Raw genomic sequence first — 17,282 nt, forward strand, 5'->3', positions numbered from 1 at the left:
CCTATCTATGTGTACGTGGATCACTAGCATCGGCTAAGTTTTGTCCAACAATGAAAAGTGATAAGGAAACCAAGACCAAAGTTGTCAATGGAATCCAGAAGAGGTAAGCATTTGTAGTTACGTTCTGAGAATAATCTGAGATCAAACGTCCCAAACTTGGAACTGTAATCGGCAATCCGAGTCCAAAGAATGAAAGGAAAGCTTCATATGAGATAAATGCTGGAAGCATTTGTGTCAAACTCGTAACAATAACAGATACCAATTGTGGCATAATGTTTTTCACAATAATTTTGTAACTTGGTGTTCCCAAAGTTCGTGAAGCAAGGTTGTACTCCAAATCACGGTAACGTAACATTTGGATACGAATTGAGAAAGCAACATTAATCCAAGTTGTTACACTCATGGCAAAAATCAAGTTCCAGAAACCTGCTCCGATAGAGTAAGTCAAAACGATAACGATCAAAAGCGATGGAATATTGTTGATAACGTTGTAGACTTCCATCATGATACGGTCAACTGATTTTGAGATACCCCAAATTCCGCCGACAATAACACCAATAACAAGGTTGATAGTAGTTGCAATTACCGAAATCAGGATTGAGTTACGTGCTCCAAACCAGACACCATCAAAGAGTGATTTCCCGTTACTGTCTGTACCGAACCAATGCTCAGCATTGGGCTTAATGAAACGAGCACTAAAGTCGTTAACTTTACTTACATCATTAAAGTCAAAATCAGAAAATATTGGATAGATGAAACTCATCAAGACAATAGAAATCAAAATACCGAGCATGATGACTGTTGATTTTTTCTTCAAAAACTGTCTAAAGACAGAACCCCAGTATGAATAGGCAGGAGCGTCAATTACTTCAGAGGCATAGTCATCACGTTTTACGAACTGAAATTTATCATTACTAATTGTAGACATTATTTGCCTCCTTTCTCTGTCAATTTAATACGTGGGTCAATCATCGTCATCCAAATATCCCCAATAAGGTTTGAGAAGATTGAGATACAAGTGAAGATAAAGACAAGACCAACTACCATGTTGTTATTTGATGCTTTTACAGAGTCAATCAACATTTTACCCATACCTGGAAAGGCGAAGACTGTTTCCGTAAGAGTTGCTCCACCAATAACTCCAATGATAGAACCTGGAATTCCTGAAACGAGTGGTACCATGGCGTTTTTAAAGATGTGTTTGTTTGAAATTTCTTTCTCAGATAGACCTTTTGCACGTGCAAAACGAACAAAGTCTTGGGATTGTAGGTCGATCATGTAACGACGAATCCAAATTGCCATAGTAGGTGCACCCAACAAGCCCAAAATCACTGCAGGAAGGACATAAGAACGCCAATCTCCAGCACCCAAAATTGGGAATGAATCAGGGAATCCGATAGATGAACCAATCAAACGAATGATGTAAACCAAGGCAATGGTTGGAAGGGCAAGCAAGAAAGTCAAAGTTCCTGTTGAGAAACTATCAATCCAGGTATTCTTGAATCGAGCCATTGCAGAACCAAGCGGAATCGCAATAGAGTATGAAATTACAAGACCAATTAAACCTGTAATAGCAGAGCTTGTAATCATTGAAGGATACTGATAATTGCTTTCAGTAGCTGTATAAGGATCATCCTTACCATAGTTTGCTACTTCACGTGCATCTGCTTGACTTGGAGATTTGTATGTTCTTGAGTAAATGTTAACTGATGAAGTTTTCTTACCTGTTGGGAATTGAACTTCTGAAGTCTTGGTTTGTCCTTGACCTTGTGTGATAACTTGAAGAACAGGAGTATTGGCATAAGTTGGGTAAGAATCTCCTAAGTTCAAGTTGACAAAGTTTTGGTGAACAAATGGAAACTGGCTGTTGAAATACAAGAGGTACTTATGTTTTGTACCTGATCCAACTAGAGACCAACCGATAGCAGGATCATTTTCAAAACGTAAATAACGCTCCAAGTTTGGATTTTCTGGATCTTGAATTTTATTTGTATGGTCAATATCAAGCAGGTTTGCATAGAAGTGGAAGACACGTTCAAAAATAGGAATTTCACGTGTTGCATAGAATTGACCGCTCTCTGTGAATACACCCAAAGTCCAACCATTTCCAAGTTGTTGGATATATTTTTCATAGATAGCTTTACTTGTATCATTTGCATCTACTGTAACAGAAGGGTCAATGCTACTAGCTTTTTCCTGCAACTCTTTCGTATCGTAATATTCGATATACCCCATACGCTCAAAAACAGTGTTTTCATAATTATCCCGTTTATCAGCTGTTGTTGCAATTTTATTGTAGTTAGTATCTTGTTTAAAAATCAACTTCCGTGGAACTAATGTATAGATAATCGTGTAGATCAAGGTCGTCACTAAAAAGATCGAGACCAACGACCGCAAGATACGCATAAAAACATATTTTTTCATATTATTTCCTTTAAAATCCCAAAAGAACCTTCTCCTTGTGGAGAGAAAGTTCTAATGAGCATTATTTATTTCACATGGCTCGCTAATTCTTTTTGAGCTTTTTCATTTGCTTCTGCTTTTTCTTTAAGCCATTTCTCACGAGCTTCTTGATATTCTTTAGTTGTTACAGTATTTGATTGTAACTTGAGGTACTTGAAGTAAACATCTGAACCTTTATCACCAGATTGAGTGTAAGATGCTGAGAATGGTACTACACGAGAAATAATTGGTGCTGCACCACTTGAAGACATAGCCGGAAGGAAGAGTGAGCTATCTGTCAACCAAGCTTGAGCTGCTGCGTATTTTTCATAACGAACTGCTAGGTCGCTTGTTTCATTTCCAGCTTCGTCAACTAATTTATCATATTCTTTCAAACCAACTTGAGTAACTGCTGGGCTAGATGGGTTGTCATATCCCATATAAGACTTAGTTGTTTCGCTATTAGTTGTTTTCAAGATATCTAGGTAAGTTGATGGGTCTTCATAGTCAGGGTTCCATCCAACTGCACCTGAAAGGTCCCAATCCTCTGCAGCTGCGTTAGCTGCGTAGTATGTGATATTGTGTAGTTCGTCTGTAGTGATTTGTTGGATATCAATCACTACATTTTCAGTTCCAAGTGTAGTTTCAACTGATTGCTTGAATGACTGGATACGAGCAATGTAATTTTTAGATGTTTGGTCTACTGGAATGTCAATATGGATAGGGAATTTCACACCTTCTGCTTCTAGAGCAGTTTTCGCTTTAGCTAATTCAGCTTTAGCTTTTTCAGCATTGAAGAGTCCATCTTGACCATCAGCAAGGTTTACATTTTTCCACTCATCACCATAAGTAGCAACTTTTTCAGTAACCATATCACCAAATGTTTTACCGTTAGCAGACACAAACTCTGGTTTTACAAAAAGGTTACGAACAGCAAGAGGAGCTCCCTTTTCACCATTAAGTTGAGCAGAGTATGCAGTACGGTCAAATGCAAAGTTCAAAGCTTGACGGAAATCTTTGTTAAGAAGAGCTTTCTTAGTAGAAGTCTTTTCTTCATCAGTAGTTTTTGAAGTGTACTTGTAGCTTTGACGGTCAATATTGACACCCAAACCAGCGATACCAGGACCTTGTGGATTGTAGTAAATATTGTCTTTATATGTTTCTTCAACTTTTGAGAAGTTTGAGCTAGTTGGGAAAAGACGAGCATAGCTGTATGCTCCACTTGTAAAGTTACGTTCAAGTGACTCTTGGTCTGAACCATCGTAGTATGCAAGGGTTACAGTATCCAAATGAACATTATCTTTATCCCAATAGTTTTCATTCTTAACAAACTCAATAGAAGACTTAGCAGTCAAACCTCTAAGCAAGAATGGACCATTATAAAGCAATGAAGTAGGGTCAGTTGCTTTACCAAAGTCAGCTCCTTTTGATTTTTCAAATTCCTCGTTCAAAGGCCAGAAAATTGAGTAAGCCATTTTAGTATTCCAGTATGGCTCAGGTTTGTTCAAAGTATATTCAAGAGTGTAATCATCAACTGCTTTGACACCAACTGATGCAAAATCTTTATTGTTTCCAGCTACATAGTCAGCTAGACCTTTAACTGAATTTTCTGCTAGATACATTGCTGCTGATTTCTTATCAGCTGCGTGTTTTAAACCATTTACGAAGTCTTTAGCAGTTACTTCTGCGTACTCTTCACCATCAGAAGTGAACCATTTTACTCCCTTACGAATCTTGTAAGTATAAGTTAAACCATCTTTTGATACAGACCAGTCCTCTGCGACTGCTGGTGTAAGGTTCCCATATTTATCATTTGTAAATAGGCCATCAATACCATTTGAAGTAGCCACTTTTGTACTTTGTTTACCTGAGATAAGATAATCCAAAGTTTCTGGATCAGCGGTATATGTATAACCGTAAGCTTTTGGAGCCTCTGCATCATTAGATGACTTTGATGAACCACATGCAGCAAGAACTCCAGCTGCAACTAAAGCAACGCCTGCTAGAGCAAAAATCCGACTTTTTTTCATATTATCTAACTCCTTTGATAAAAATTATATGATAGTGATTATTATACCACAGATTCTTAAAAAAGTAAACGAATTTTCAGAATATTTTGTCGCATTTTTTTTGAAACATTGAATAATCAATTTTCAGAAAAGAAAGTATTGACGTAAGGAAGTTTTCAAGGTATAATATTAAAAGTTAAGGCGGTATAGCCAAGTGGTAAGGCACGGCTCTGCAAAAGCTTGATCGTCGGTTCAAATCCGTCTACCGCCTTTTTTATACTATTTTATAGGAATTTATCCGAAAAGAAAGTCTGTTTTTATGGGCTTTTTTATTTTTATTTTCGTATAAAATAGGATAACTTTAAAAACTTTTGGGGCGAGTTTGGGGCGAGAGTGTTTTTTAGAGCTTGGATTTAGAATCCAAGCTTTCAGGGTAAATAAAAAAAAGACCGCTCAAAAAAGCTTTATCAGTATTCTCTGATAAAGCTTTTGTTTTATTCAGTTTCTTCTTCTGATTCAAGTTCTTGAATTTGAACCTTAAGTTTGGTGACACGACCATTTTTGACCTTGTCATTTGTCAAGGTGATATGCTTGTTGCCACTATCTAACTCATAACTGAGTTTTTCTGATGTTGGAATAGTTCCCACACCTGTCAAATAATAACCAGCAATGGTATCTACATTGTCACTTTCAAGCTCGACATCAAAATAATCATTGAAATCGTTCAAATTCATTGTCCCTTGGACAATATGAGTGTCCTCGCCGATAGTATGAACATAGACTTCAGCACGGTCAGTTTCATCATCAATCTCACCAACAATCTCTTCAAGGAGATCCTCAAGTGTTACCAAACCAGCCATTCCTCCGTATTCATCAAGAAGAATAGCCATCTGTCTTTGTGAATTTCTTAGTTCTTTTAACAAATCGTCCACAAAAATGGTTTCAGGCACAAAGAGTGGATCTTGCAAGATTCGCTTCCAGACGATATTATCGAACCCACTGACAAAGGCTTCTTTAAGGAGACTCTTTGTATGAATCAAACCAATGACATTGTCCTTATCACCGTCATAAACAGGAATTCGAGAAAAGTTTTGTTTTAAGATGCTTTCGATAATGGTCTGAGTGTCATCTTGGATATCTACCATGAAAGCATCTGTTCGAGGAACCATGACTTCACGCGCCATAAGCTCGTCCAGTGAGAAAATCCCCTGTAACATCTCGATTTCATCAGCATCCAAGGTTTCCTCACTATTAGTGAGCATATACTCAATCTCATCACGAGTCATTTTTTCGTCTGCATCGTCAAATGTCATCGGTGTCAATCGACTCAAAAGATTCGTTGATGCGGATAACATCCAAACAAAGGGACTCACAATCTTACCGAGTGCGATAATAAATGGTACTGTTCGGATTGCCAAGGCATCTTTTAAATTTAGAGCAATGCGTTTAGGATAAAGTTCACCAAAAACGATAGAAATATAGGTCAAAAAAGCAAGTGATAAGAAAGAAGCCACTGCATGCGCAGTCTCACTATTTCCTATCCAAGATGCAATCAATTCTCCAAGAGAATCTGCTAACCTAGCCCCTGACAAGATTGTAATTAAAGTAATACCAACTTGAATGGTTGATAAAAAGTGATTGGGGTTTTCAAGTACCTTTAGCAAACGGATGTAGCGTTTATCCCCCTCTTCAGCCTTTTGTTCAACGCGTGAGCGACTAAGGGAAACCATAGCCATCTCTGTTGCTGAGAAAAAAGCATTTAAAAAGGTCAAAACAACTAATAATACAAATTGCAGTAACAAATCCTGACTGCTCGGGTCTTCCATTTTACCTTCTCCTAAATAGTATAATTGACACTATTATACCATATTTTTCCTCTTCTACACATTATTTTATGATTTCAACAATAAATCCCCCATCTTGTCAGATGAGGGCATTCATCTATTTAGCCTTTGTCACTGTAACTTCACCTGTACGATAATCTAGTTTGATACCTGTCTGTACATTTGGGATAACTACATTAAACTCTAATTCTCCGTCTGAAGATTTGGCTTCAATCTGTGATGCAGATGGAACTAAGTCCTTGTCTGTTGCATAGAGAAGGGTAACACGGTAACGAACCCGTTTATTTTGATCCAAGGCCTTTCGGACTAAACTTTCGTAATAGTTTTGACCTGTCGAGTCATCTGCACGGGCCTGATTGGCCCAGGCTGTTTGTACAGCGATATTTTTAGGATTGCTAGTAGATGCATCAAAGCCATCTAAACCACCAATCAAGGCATAGCCTAATAAATGTCCTCTATCTACTGCGTGATTGTAAGTTCCTTTTAGATTTTTGACTTGATGCCATCCTGCTGGTGTCCAAGAGGTCGAGCCATTTCCGGTTTCTTCACGGTCCTTATACTGCCTTGTTGCCTTAGACATTAGGGCATTAGCTACTGTTGGAACTGTCTCACCACCCACAGTCTTGGTTTTGTTATCAGCATAGGGTTGACTTGAGACCTTTGCATCTAGATTCGTTTTATTACCATTGATGATAAAAGCCCCTGCTCCGTTCCATTCAATTGAACCTTTTATTTGTTTCTTAACCGAATCTGTCAGAACGCTTTCCGCTAGTTCTCTACTGGGGGCATCCGACAATTGTGACTTCTGTTTTACTTGCGTCTGGGGCGCAGAATTGGAATCCTGCATCTCTTTGATGTAGTAACTTCCTGCAGACAAGAGCAGAAATATTAGTAAACCAACTAGAGCCTGTCTTGTATTTTTTTCCATTGTGTCTCCTTAATTTCCTAGAAAAAGACTGGTCTCCCAGCCTATTTTCCTGTAAATTTTGTTATGAGTTCTTGCCATTTTGCTGGTGCCAAAATAGCCCATGGGTCTTGTCCTTTGCCTAAGATACCATAGCCAATCATTAAACCAATAGCAAGCGCTAAAATACCTATTAGAAGTACTATAATCACCAACAAAAAGCGATGTAATACATATGTGACTTGCTTATTCATCTTCATCTGCTTCCACACTTACCCGTTCAATCTTAGCCCCTAGCTGAGCCAATTTTTCATGGAAACGATAGTAACCTCTATCCAAATGGACAAGTTTACCAACAACAGTTTCACCTTCAGCGACTAGGCCTGTTAAAATCAAGGCTGCACTAGCTCGTAAGTCTGTTGATAGAACTTCAGCTCCCTGGAGACGTTGGCCACCAATAATACGAGCTGTATCACGGATAATTTCCGAGTGTAAGCCCATCCGACGCATCTCTTCTAAATGCTGGAATCGATTTTCAAACACAGTCTCCACCATGGTAGACTCCCCTTGAGCCACTGTCATCAAGGCAGTAAATTGAGCTTGCATATCTGTTGGAAATCCTGGATGTGGCAAGGTCTTAACATGAACTGCTTTCAGTTTCTCACGTTGAGAACGAATACGAATCCCTTCATCTTCATCGATTACTTCAACACCCATTTCCAATAACTTGGCAATCAAGGGACGGTTATGTTCCCAAATGGCATCTTGGATTAAGACGTCTCCACCAGTCATAGCAGCTGCAACCATGAAGGTTCCCGCTTCAATACGATCCTGTACAACATTATGTATAGCACCGTGTAGCTTCTCAACACCAGTGATGGTAATAGTTTCTGTACCAGCACCCTTAACCTTCGCACCCATTTTATTTAGTAGAACAGCCAAATCCACAATCTCTGGCTCACGCGCAGCATTTTCAAGGACAGTGACACCATTAGCAAGAGTAGCAGCCATCATCAAGTTTTGAGTAGCCCCAACACTAGGGAAGTCCATATAAATATGGGCCCCTTGCAAGCGTTCTGCCTTAGCCTCGATATAACCAGCAGTTTGAGTAATCTGAGCGCCCATTGCCTCTAATCCCTTTAGGTGAAGGTCGATCGGACGACTACCAATCGTACAGCCACCAGGCATAGAAACCTTTGCATGTCCCACACGTGCTAAAATTGGTCCTAAAACTACAATAGAGGCACGCATCTTGCTCACATACTTATATGGCGCTTCTTCTGTGATATCACCTGTCGCATCAACTTCGATAATATGAGCATCCTGATCGAAATCAACTTGAGCATGCAAGCCACGAACTACCTGATTCATGGTAAACACATCTGATAAGATAGGGACATTTTTTAAGACAGTTTTTCCTTCACTTGCTAAAACAGTTGCAGCAAGTAAGGGTAAGACTGCATTTTTTGCACCCTCAATGGTGACACTTCCTACCAAGCGATTATCCCCACCTTGGACTACAATTTTTTCCATAAAATATTTTCCTTTGCTTACAATTTTAGAGTAGTGTTCGAACAGCTTCTTGCCATAGTTGGAATAGACTTAGGAAAAAGGAGCTAATAAGATAGCCTAATCCTAAACTAATCAATGCTACTAAGAGTCGAACTTTCCCTGCGTTTTCCTTTGTTACCTTCAAAATCTGATTCCATTTGACTAAATCCTTCAAAAGTTGAAAGACGAGGTAAATAAAGAACATATGACTACTAAGGGTAAAAAATAATTGAATCATCGGCTTATTATACCATCTTCTTTTGCTCTATGCTAGTTTATGGACTAACTATCTTTTTAAGGATTGTTTTTCAGATAGTCTATCGCATCCTGAAGTGTTTTTACTGGAACAATCTTCATATCTGTCTTAATCATTTCAGCAGCTTCTAAAGCTGTATCATAGTTGTTTTTAGCATAAGGATTAGCTTTTTTAGTCTCTTCATTGACTGGATTATTTGGAGCAAAGAATACAGTAGCTCCATTTTTAGCTGCAGCAACAACTTTTTTGTCAATCCCACCAATATCGCCAACATTTCCATCTCTATCGATACTTCCTGTACCAGCAATAATGCGTCCGTTTCGAAGAGTTGGGTCTGCAATTTGAGTATAGATGGATAAACTAAACATCATTCCTGCACTTGGACCACCAATACCAGCCGTTGAAAACTTGATTGGAACATCACTTGACACTTCTGTGCGGTCAATCAAACCGATTCCAATCCCATTTTTCCCATTTTCCAGAGTAATGATTTCTCCTTCAGCAGTTTTGACTTTCCCGTCCTCTTGATAAGTAACCTTAACCTTGTCACCTAGCGTTTGAGAGTTGACGTAGTCGACCATCTCCTTGGAACTTTCAAAAGTCTTATCGTTCACAGCTGTTACAGTGTCAGCAATATTGAGAATACCCTTGAAGGTTGAATTATCTGTTACGGTCAAAACATAGACTCCCAGGTATTTGAGTTCGATCTCCTTACCCGCCGACTTCAGACCCTGATATTTGGCCATGTTTTGCGAAGTTTCCATGTAAAACTGGTTGATTCGCATAAATTCTGCATCTGAAGAACCACCTGTCATCTCTTTGGCACTACGAATGTCTGTAAAAGGTGTTAACCAAGCATAAACCAAGTCCACCATTCTGGCGTGTTTAACTCCAACCGTCACAAATTGATAAGAACCTTCTTCTCGGTCCGGTTGGTTATTGACTTGTAAAACCTTTCGAATATCTTCTGAAGTCCCTGGCACCTCAATGTAATAAGGTAGAGGCACCGTAAAAGCGATAAAAGTGACAATAAGCCCGATGATTAGATATATGGGCCATCTAGTTTTTTTCTTCATTATTTAACTCCTCCAAGACAGCATTTGGTACATACTCGCTGATATCTTGACCAAATTTCAATAGTTCTCTCACAGCTGAAGAGCTGATGTAAATATGCTCTGGTCGAGCATGGAGATAGATTGTCTCAATTTCTCCTGCTAATTGATGGTTGTAAAAATCAAAACTGGCTTCGTACTGAAGATCAGTCGCGTTACGCAAGCCACGCACCAAAACCTCTACACCTAGTTTTCTGGCAACATCTACGACTAATTCATCATGAGAGGATATGACCTGAATATTTTTTAGATGTGCCACTGCTTTTTCAACAGTCTTTAACCGACTTTCTATCGGTAAAAACCCATTTTTGTGTGGATTATAAAAAATTCCCACATACAATTGATCAAAGAGCTTACTTGCACGCTCGATAAGGTCCAAATGACCAATGGTAATTGGATCAAAAGAACCTGTAAATAGCCCGATTTTATCTGACATAAACCGTCACCTTACTAATTCCATATATTTTTTCCTTCCAGATGCCCAAACAGGCAATTTCTTCTGGAAGCTCTACTGATTTATCGGTCTCGCAAACCACCATGACATCATCTGAAAAAAGATTTCTCTCCGCCATTTTTTCAATGTCGGATACGATTTGTTCCTTTGCATAGGGAGGGTCCAAAAAGATGAGATCAAAGACACCATCCACTTGCTCCAATGCCCGTTCAGCTTCCATTTTCAGTAACTGAAACTTAGAACTTTCTTTTGTCATCTGAATGTTTTCTTTCACAATACTTTGAGCTCTTCGATCTTTCTCCACTAGTACTGCGCTTGACATGCCTCTTGAAACAGCCTCAATAGATAAACCGCCACTCCCTGCATAGAGATCTAATACACGTCCCCCTTCAAAGTAGGGACCAATCATATTAAAAATAGCACCCCTAACCTTATCTGAAGTAGGTCTGGTCGTTTTACCTTCAAGCGTCTTTAGAGGACGTCCTCCGTAGATTCCTGATACAATTTTCATAAGGTATATTATACCAAATTCTGATGAAATAAGAAAATCGAACCTATCGGTTCGATTCTTTAAAGAATATTTTCGTAAGTATCTCTGACTTCTTGTGGCCAAACACTGGTTTGGACTTCACCAATGTGCTTTTTACGAAGCAAGAACATCGCCATACGTGACTGTCCGATCCCTCCACCAATTGTCAATGGGAAAAGCCCATTTAAAAGTGCTTTATGCCATTCAAGTGATAGGCGATCTTCATCACCTGTAATCGCAACTTGACGGCGAAGAGTATCTTCATCAACACGAATTCCCATTGAAGATAACTCAAAGGCTGCTCCCAAGTTATCATTCCAAACAAGGATATCTCCATTCAATCCATGATAGCCATTTTCAGATTCTGTTGTCCAGTCATCATAGTCTGGTGCACGTCCGTCATGAGGTTTTCCATCTGACAATACACCACCGATACCAATTAAGAAGACCGCACCAAACTCTTTACAAATAGCATTTTCACGTTCTTTTGGAGTCAAATCTGGGTAGCGTTCTACCAGTTCTTCTGTGTGGATAAAGGTAATCTGTTTGGGTAAGATTGACTCAATATCATAACGAGCTTCCACAGCAAGTTCCGTCAGGCGAATAGCCTTATATATTTTCTCTACAGTCTCTTTAAGGTAAGCAAGATTACGTTGCCCGTTTGGAATAACCTTTTCCCAGTCCCACTGGTCGACATAGACTGAGTGAGTCGCATCTAGCGAATCTTCATCCGGTCGAAGCGCCTTCATGTGAACAAAGAGACCCTCTCCTTCGCCAAAACCAAAACGAGCCAAGGTATGACGTTTCCATTTAGCAAGCGAGTGAACTACCTCATAGGTTTCATTAGGAATCTGCAAAACCTTAACTGAAACTGGATTTTCAATACCTGAAAGGTTGTCCTGCATCCCATCACCAACCTTACTCAAGATTGGACCTTGTACTTCAACCACTTCCAATTTATCTTTCAAATACTGAGTGAAGGTATTTTTTACAAATGAAATCTCTTCTTGCTGATGGATAAAACTTTTCTTCATACATCTCTCCTTTTGAATAATAAGATGATTATACCCTTTTGACAGTAAAAATAAAAGCAAAAAATAAAAAAGAGCTCATTTGAGCTCTAAAAGTATTAATCGTCACTTCCAAAGATACGCAAGAAGCTGAGGAAGAGGTTAATGAAATCAAGATAAAGTGCAAGAGCTAAAGAGATTGCCCAACCTGTAGCTACCTGACCATCTGACCCTTCATAGACATAACGAATCTTTTGGTTATCCCAAGCAATCAAACCTGAAAAGACAAGAACCATGACAATACTAATGATATAGTCAAATAGACCACTATTCAAGAAGATATTAACAATCATGGCAAGAATAAGTCCAATTAAGGCTGCAATCAAAGCTCGACCCAAACCACTCAAATCTTTTTTAATGACAACCCCAACGATAGCCATTACAAAGAAGAGGGCTGCACTAGAAATAAAAGCTGTCAATACTGTCCCAGGAAGGTATAGCGACACAATAAAACTAAGCGAAAAACCATTTATTACAGAATAAATGAGGAAAATAGGAAGAGCTGCTGGACTATTTTTATAAGCCATATTACTCGCTGCAATTACAAGAGCAACTTCCACCACACCTGTCACGATTAACCATATACGTGCATTCAACATTAACTGTACGAGAACATCTTGGAAGGCTGTTAGCATTAAAGCTGAAACAAGAGCAGATAAGGCAATTCCTATACCAACAAAGGCATAAACTTTTGCATAAAACTGATTTAAACCAGAACGTTCTTGAATAATTGTTTGATTCATATTACTTCTCCTTATAAAATCTTTTTACTGATTATAACAAAAATAAACTATTTTAACTTAAATAAAACATGAGGATGCCTGCCGCAATAGCCACATTGAGACTTTCCGCTCGCCCTTTCATGTTGATGTGAACTAGCTGGTCAGCTTGCTCCGTCATTAATGGACTAATACCTTGACCTTCATTTCCCATAACCAAGGCAAAATCTTCTAGCCGAACAAGTTCACGATAATCTTTAGAATTTTGAGATAGGGTAGTTGCTAATATCGGTAAGGCAGTCTTTTTCGCCTCTTCAATAAATGCATCAACAGCCATTCGATAAATCGGCAAATGAAAATGACTTCCTTGCATGGAACGAAGTGTTTTCAAGTTATAAATATCGGCTGATTTACTCGAGACAATGACTCCCGAAAATCCTGCTGCATCTGCCGTCCGGATCATTGTGCCAACATTTCCCGGATCCTGAACATCTTCTAAGAAGAGGTATTTCCCTGAGGCTAAATCCGGTACTTGCTCCTCCTCCTTTTTTACAATGGCAACGATTCCCTGAGGAGTCTGCGAATCTGCTAAATCAAGTAAGATTTCTTCCGACACAAACACAGTCTGAGGATAAGTTTCTAAATTTTCACCATGCTCAATCAAAGCAAATATTGTTTCAATGGTAGCACCTGCTTGAATAGCCTCCTCAAACAAATGCCATCCTTCAATTAAATAAGAAGACTTTCGATATTTTTTTTGATGTAATTTCTTGGCATTTTTTACCACAGAATTGGCTTTTGAGGTTATAATAGTCATAGAAATATTATAACATAATCAAGGAGGTTTGGTATGCAAAAGGTTAAAATGATTGCCCAAGGTCGTGTCCAAGGAGTTGGTTTCCGCTGGGGTGTCTACACCCTTGCCCTCGAACTAGGTGGCATCACTGGTCGTGTATGGAACAACGATGATGGAACTGTTGAAATCCTTGCCCAAGCAGAGTCTTCAGCTATTATGGCCAAGTTTATCCAAGAAATCAGAAAAGGACCAACTCCCTTCTCAAAAGTAACCTACCTAGATGTGCAACTGAGCAACTTCCCTTCCTATCCGGATTTCAAAGTCGCAAATTAGGTCTCTAGAACTATTGTATATTTTCTAAAAAAACAGTAGAATAGAAAGGTATAATTTTTAGATAAGGAATAAAAAATAGTGAAATTATTAAAACGTTTTGCCATTTCAGCTATGGGAATGGCTATGCTATTAGTCTTGACAGGTTGTGTTCAGGTTGATAAAGCAACAGGACAGCCTACAGGATTGATTTGGAATACAATCGGAGCACCTATGGCTGAAGCCATCAAGTACTTCGCTAACGACCAGGGACTTGGTTTTGGTCTCGGAATCATCATCGTGACAATTATTGTCCGTTTGATTATTTTACCGCTTGGTATCTATCAATCTTGGAAAGCAACGCTTCATTCTGAAAAGATGAACGCTCTCAAACATGTCCTTGAACCACACCAAACTCGACTCAAGGAAGCAGAAACACAAGAAGAAAAACTCGAAGCACAACAAGCTCTCTTCGCCGCTCAAAAAGAGCACGGTATCAGCATGTTTGGCGGAGTAGGATGTTTCCCACTCTTGCTTCAAATGCCGTTCTTCTCAGCTATCTACTTTGCAGCTCAACATACAGAAGGAGTTGCTGAAGCTAGCTTCCTAGGAATTGAACTTGGCTCACCAAGTTGGATTTTAGTGGCCTTCGCAGGTGTTCTCTACTATCTACAATCACTTCTTTCTCTTCATGGGGTTGAAGACGAAACTCAAAGAGAACAAATCAAGAAGATGATTTACATGAGTCCGATGATGATCGTCATGTTCTCAATCTTCTCACCAGCCAGTGTAACTCTTTACTGGGTTGTCGGTGGTTTCATGATGATTCTTCAACAATTCATTATCAACTACATTGTTCGTCCAAAACTTCGTAAAAAAGTACGTGAAGAATATGCCAAGAACCCACCAAAAGCAAGTAAAACTTCAGCTGCTCGTAAAGATGTAACTCCTGAATCAGCCGCAATTATCTCAACTTCTGCTAAGAAGAAAAATAAAAAACGCAATTCTGGAAAACAACATTCTAGATAAAAAAAGGGCTTAGCATCCTAGCTAAGCTTTTTTAATATCACAAAAGCCCGATGTTCCCATCAGGCTTCTTTTTATCCATGTACACGTTTCATGTAATCTTGATAGCTTTCTGTATCCATCAATTCCTTAGCATTCTTCACACGTTCTGCTGTCGGAGGTTTAACTCCTTCAAGAGAATACGGAATGCCAAGCTCGCGCCATTTGAACTCTCCCATGGTGTGGTAAGGTAAGATTTCAAACTTATCAACATTTTTAAGAGTTTTTACGAACTTACCAAGTTCAATCAAATCTTCATCACGGTCTGTCAATCCAGGAACTAGCACGTGACGAATCCAAACAGGCTTGCCAATATCTGATAGATACTGAGCACAAGCTAAGATGTTTTTATTTGTCTGACTGGTTACGATCTTATGTTGCTCCTCATTAATTTCCTTGATGTCAAGAAGAACCAAATCTGTCACATCCATAAGCTTATTGAATTTTTCAAGATACCGTGGTTTATTACGGAATGGAAGAGCACAGGTATCAAGGGTACAGTGGATACCTTTTTCTTTTGCCTTTGTAAAGAGGGCAATCAAAAAATCAATTTGAAGTAGAGCTTCTCCACCGCTGACTGTAATACCACCCTTTTTGCCCCAGAAGCCACGATAACGAAGAGCTTCTTCTAAAACATCGTCCACTGTTCGTTCACGAGATTTATTAGTTTCCATAGCCCATGTATCTGGGTTATGACAGTACTGGCAACGCATTTGACATCCCTGAAGAAACACAATAAAACGAATACCCGGTCCATCAACAGAACCAAAACTCTCTGTTGAGTGTACCATCCCTGTCACTTGTCCATAATCAATTGTTTCTTCACTCATGTCGTTCCCTTTCTTGAAACCGGTTTATAGCTTTATTATATCACGACTAAAAGGAAAAACAAGGATTTTTGTTTACTTTTTAGAAAACAAGCTATTTTTTTCTTTCAACTTTCACGATTTTCAAAAACTCTATTCATCCTTGTCAAAATCAAAGCCATATAAGGTTGCAAAATAATCTTCCGGTCGCTCAGCTCGGCGGATTTTTCTTGCCTTTCCATCTTCTGTGTAGAGGATTTCAGCTGAGCGTAGTTTAGCATTGTACTGATAGCCCATAGAAAATCCATGAGCTCCTGTATCATGAATAACCAACAGATCTCCAATTTCTGTCTGAGGCAGTTCACGATTAACTGCAAACTTATCGTTGTTTTCACAGAGAGATCCCACAACATCGACTATTTCAGTCTGACCATCAGGATTCATCATATTGGTGATGTGATGGTAAGCGCCATACATAGCTGGTCTCATTAGATTGACAGCAGATGCATCTACTCCGAGATAAGTCCGATAAGTCTTCTTTTTATGAGTTACTTTTGTAACCAAGACACCATGAGGTGCCAACATAAAGCGTCCTAGTTCTGTGAAAATCTTGACTTCCCCAAGATCTGCGGGTGTGAGGACCTCTTCATACACCTGACGAACACCCTCACCAATTAAAGCAATATCATTGGGCTCTTGTTCTGGGCGGTAGTTGACCCCGATTCCTCCAGAAAGATTGATGAAATCAAGGGAGATTCCTAATTTATCTTTTATTTCTACAGCTAATTCAAAAAGCTGACGTGCCAATTCTGGATAATAGAGATGAGTCACAGTATTAGAAGCTAGGAAGGAATGAATCCCAAAGGTTTTAGCTCCTTTTTCTTTGAGGATGGTAAAGGCTTCAAAGAGCTGATCCTTGGTCATCCCGAACTTAGCTTCACCAGGATGATCCATAATATCCGTTCCTAATTCAAATACTCCACCAGGATTGTAACGGCAGGAGATAATATGAGGAATCCCTACTGCACGCTTCAGATGTTCAATATCTTCAAAGGCATCCAAATTGATTGTGGCACCCAATTTTTTAGCATAAGCATACTCTTGGTCAGGAGTATTATTTGACGAGAACATGATATCTGAGCCAGAAAAACCTAATTTATGGCTCATCAAGAGCTCTACATAACTAGAGCAATCAACTCCACATCCTTCTTCTTGCAAAATCTTCAAGATAGCTGGTGTTGGGGTCGCTTTTACAGCGAAGTATTCTTTAAAACCTTTATTCCATGAAAAGGCTTTGTTTACTACGCGTGCTTTCTCGCGAATACCTTTTTCATCGTAGATATGGAATGGAGTTGGAAACTCTTCAACAATCTTTTCTAAGTCTTCACGTTTAATAAATGGCGTCTTCATAGGGCT

Annotated in this window: 18 protein-coding genes and 1 tRNA gene; 3 read left to right on the forward strand and 16 right to left on the reverse strand. The window is 39.1% G+C overall.

Annotated features, from left to right (window positions below):
• Window position 1: 1 nt before the first annotated feature.
• The 3 genes from oppC to FN031_RS05970 all read right to left on the reverse strand — a co-directional run bounded on the left by oppC (window position 2) and on the right by FN031_RS05970 (window position 4,472).
• Complete coding sequence (oppC, locus tag FN031_RS05960; protein WP_075566217.1) at window positions 2-928, reverse strand: oligopeptide ABC transporter permease OppC; 927 nt, start codon at window positions 926-928, stop codon at window positions 2-4.
• A complete protein-coding gene (locus FN031_RS05965; protein WP_142558487.1) occupies window positions 928-2,424 on the reverse strand; it encodes an ABC transporter permease in 1,497 nt (498 codons plus the stop codon). Before FN031_RS05965 ends, oppC begins: the two co-directional genes overlap by 1 nt.
• Window positions 2,425-2,489: 65 nt before the next feature.
• Window positions 2,490-4,472, reverse strand: a complete 1,983-nt coding sequence (locus FN031_RS05970; RefSeq protein ID WP_142558489.1) for a peptide ABC transporter substrate-binding protein — start codon at window positions 4,470-4,472, stop codon at window positions 2,490-2,492.
• A gap of 179 nt (window positions 4,473-4,651) precedes the next feature.
• On the opposite strand from FN031_RS05970, the gene FN031_RS05975 reads away from it, so the two are divergent.
• Window positions 4,652-4,722 (forward strand) — tRNA-Cys (locus FN031_RS05975).
• A gap of 223 nt (window positions 4,723-4,945) precedes the next feature.
• Here FN031_RS05975 and FN031_RS05985 read toward each other — a convergent pair.
• From FN031_RS05985 to FN031_RS06035, 11 genes are all read right to left on the reverse strand, one after another.
• Complete coding sequence (locus tag FN031_RS05985) at window positions 4,946-6,277, reverse strand: hemolysin family protein (RefSeq protein ID WP_142558493.1); 1,332 nt, start codon at window positions 6,275-6,277, stop codon at window positions 4,946-4,948.
• A 115-nt stretch (window positions 6,278-6,392) separates the two neighbouring features.
• A complete protein-coding gene (locus FN031_RS05990) occupies window positions 6,393-7,223 on the reverse strand; it encodes a DNA/RNA non-specific endonuclease (protein WP_142558496.1) in 831 nt (276 codons plus the stop codon).
• Between the two features lie 41 nt (window positions 7,224-7,264).
• On the reverse strand, window positions 7,265-7,459 hold the full coding sequence (locus tag FN031_RS05995; RefSeq protein WP_142558498.1) for a DNA-directed RNA polymerase subunit beta: 195 nt from the start codon (window positions 7,457-7,459) through the stop codon (window positions 7,265-7,267).
• A complete protein-coding gene (gene murA, locus FN031_RS06000; RefSeq protein WP_142558500.1) occupies window positions 7,446-8,732 on the reverse strand; it encodes a UDP-N-acetylglucosamine 1-carboxyvinyltransferase in 1,287 nt (428 codons plus the stop codon). The genes FN031_RS05995 and murA overlap by 14 nt, the downstream gene beginning before the upstream one ends.
• 25 nt (window positions 8,733-8,757) lie before the next feature.
• On the reverse strand, window positions 8,758-8,988 hold the full coding sequence (locus tag FN031_RS06005) for a DUF1146 family protein (RefSeq protein ID WP_142558502.1): 231 nt from the start codon (window positions 8,986-8,988) through the stop codon (window positions 8,758-8,760).
• Between the two features lie 56 nt (window positions 8,989-9,044).
• A complete protein-coding gene (locus FN031_RS06010) occupies window positions 9,045-10,082 on the reverse strand; it encodes a SepM family pheromone-processing serine protease (RefSeq protein ID WP_142558504.1) in 1,038 nt (345 codons plus the stop codon).
• Window positions 10,066-10,554, reverse strand: coding sequence for a pantetheine-phosphate adenylyltransferase (gene coaD / locus FN031_RS06015; RefSeq protein ID WP_142558506.1), 489 nt, complete (start codon window positions 10,552-10,554; stop codon window positions 10,066-10,068). The genes FN031_RS06010 and coaD overlap by 17 nt, the downstream gene beginning before the upstream one ends.
• Window positions 10,544-11,083 (reverse strand): 16S rRNA (guanine(966)-N(2))-methyltransferase RsmD, encoded by a 540-nt coding sequence (gene rsmD / locus FN031_RS06020; protein WP_142558508.1) that lies wholly within the window; start codon window positions 11,081-11,083, stop codon window positions 10,544-10,546. Before rsmD ends, coaD begins: the two co-directional genes overlap by 11 nt.
• Window positions 11,084-11,142: 59 nt before the next feature.
• Window positions 11,143-12,135: an aspartate--ammonia ligase gene (gene asnA, locus FN031_RS06025; protein WP_142558510.1), complete on the reverse strand. Its 993-nt coding sequence runs from the start codon at window positions 12,133-12,135 to the stop codon at window positions 11,143-11,145.
• A gap of 95 nt (window positions 12,136-12,230) precedes the next feature.
• Complete coding sequence (locus tag FN031_RS06030; protein WP_142558512.1) at window positions 12,231-12,914, reverse strand: Bax inhibitor-1/YccA family protein; 684 nt, start codon at window positions 12,912-12,914, stop codon at window positions 12,231-12,233.
• A gap of 52 nt (window positions 12,915-12,966) precedes the next feature.
• Complete coding sequence (locus tag FN031_RS06035) at window positions 12,967-13,707, reverse strand: TrmH family RNA methyltransferase (protein ID WP_142558514.1); 741 nt, start codon at window positions 13,705-13,707, stop codon at window positions 12,967-12,969.
• A gap of 33 nt (window positions 13,708-13,740) precedes the next feature.
• Here FN031_RS06035 and FN031_RS06040 point away from each other — a divergent pair, with 33 nt between their 5' ends.
• Both FN031_RS06040 and yidC read left to right on the forward strand, forming a co-directional pair.
• Window positions 13,741-14,019 carry an acylphosphatase gene (locus FN031_RS06040; protein ID WP_142558516.1) on the forward strand — a complete coding sequence of 93 codons (279 nt, stop codon included), beginning with the start codon at window positions 13,741-13,743 and terminating at the stop codon, window positions 14,017-14,019.
• 78 nt (window positions 14,020-14,097) lie between these two features.
• Window positions 14,098-15,024, forward strand: a complete 927-nt coding sequence (gene yidC, locus FN031_RS06045) for a membrane protein insertase YidC (protein WP_142558518.1) — start codon at window positions 14,098-14,100, stop codon at window positions 15,022-15,024.
• A 71-nt stretch (window positions 15,025-15,095) separates the two neighbouring features.
• On the opposite strand, the gene pflA is transcribed toward yidC, so the two are convergent.
• Window positions 15,096-15,890 carry a pyruvate formate-lyase-activating protein gene (pflA, locus tag FN031_RS06050; RefSeq protein WP_075566184.1) on the reverse strand — a complete coding sequence of 265 codons (795 nt, stop codon included), beginning with the start codon at window positions 15,888-15,890 and terminating at the stop codon, window positions 15,096-15,098.
• Window positions 15,891-16,019: 129 nt separating this feature from the next.
• On the reverse strand, window positions 16,020-17,276 hold the full coding sequence (locus FN031_RS06055) for a diaminopimelate decarboxylase (protein ID WP_142558520.1): 1,257 nt from the start codon (window positions 17,274-17,276) through the stop codon (window positions 16,020-16,022).
• Window positions 17,277-17,282 lie beyond the last annotated feature (6 nt).

It is taken from the genome of Streptococcus mitis, assembly GCF_902159415.1.
Lineage (GTDB): Bacteria > Bacillota > Bacilli > Lactobacillales > Streptococcaceae > Streptococcus > Streptococcus mitis_BG.

Coding starts and splice junctions, on each gene's coding strand:
- oppC (WP_075566217.1), bottom strand. CDS start 928: ATGTCTACAATTAGTAATGATAAATTTCAGTTCGTAAAACGTGATGAC.
- FN031_RS05965 (WP_142558487.1), bottom strand. CDS start 2,424: ATGAAAAAATATGTTTTTATGCGTATCTTGCGGTCGTTGGTCTCGATC.
- FN031_RS05970 (WP_142558489.1), bottom strand. CDS start 4,472: ATGAAAAAAAGTCGGATTTTTGCTCTAGCAGGCGTTGCTTTAGTTGCA.
- FN031_RS05985 (WP_142558493.1), bottom strand. CDS start 6,277: ATGGAAGACCCGAGCAGTCAGGATTTGTTACTGCAATTTGTATTATTA.
- FN031_RS05990 (WP_142558496.1), bottom strand. CDS start 7,223: ATGGAAAAAAATACAAGACAGGCTCTAGTTGGTTTACTAATATTTCTG.
- FN031_RS05995 (WP_142558498.1), bottom strand. CDS start 7,459: ATGAAGATGAATAAGCAAGTCACATATGTATTACATCGCTTTTTGTTG.
- murA (WP_142558500.1), bottom strand. CDS start 8,732: ATGGAAAAAATTGTAGTCCAAGGTGGGGATAATCGCTTGGTAGGAAGT.
- FN031_RS06005 (WP_142558502.1), bottom strand. CDS start 8,988: ATGATTCAATTATTTTTTACCCTTAGTAGTCATATGTTCTTTATTTAC.
- FN031_RS06010 (WP_142558504.1), bottom strand. CDS start 10,082: ATGAAGAAAAAAACTAGATGGCCCATATATCTAATCATCGGGCTTATT.
- coaD (WP_142558506.1), bottom strand. CDS start 10,554: ATGTCAGATAAAATCGGGCTATTTACAGGTTCTTTTGATCCAATTACC.
- rsmD (WP_142558508.1), bottom strand. CDS start 11,083: ATGAAAATTGTATCAGGAATCTACGGAGGACGTCCTCTAAAGACGCTT.
- asnA (WP_142558510.1), bottom strand. CDS start 12,135: ATGAAGAAAAGTTTTATCCATCAGCAAGAAGAGATTTCATTTGTAAAA.
- FN031_RS06030 (WP_142558512.1), bottom strand. CDS start 12,914: ATGAATCAAACAATTATTCAAGAACGTTCTGGTTTAAATCAGTTTTAT.
- FN031_RS06035 (WP_142558514.1), bottom strand. CDS start 13,707: ATGACTATTATAACCTCAAAAGCCAATTCTGTGGTAAAAAATGCCAAG.
- FN031_RS06040 (WP_142558516.1), top strand. CDS start 13,741: ATGCAAAAGGTTAAAATGATTGCCCAAGGTCGTGTCCAAGGAGTTGGT.
- pflA (WP_075566184.1), bottom strand. CDS start 15,890: ATGAGTGAAGAAACAATTGATTATGGACAAGTGACAGGGATGGTACAC.
- FN031_RS06055 (WP_142558520.1), bottom strand. CDS start 17,276: ATGAAGACGCCATTTATTAAACGTGAAGACTTAGAAAAGATTGTTGAA.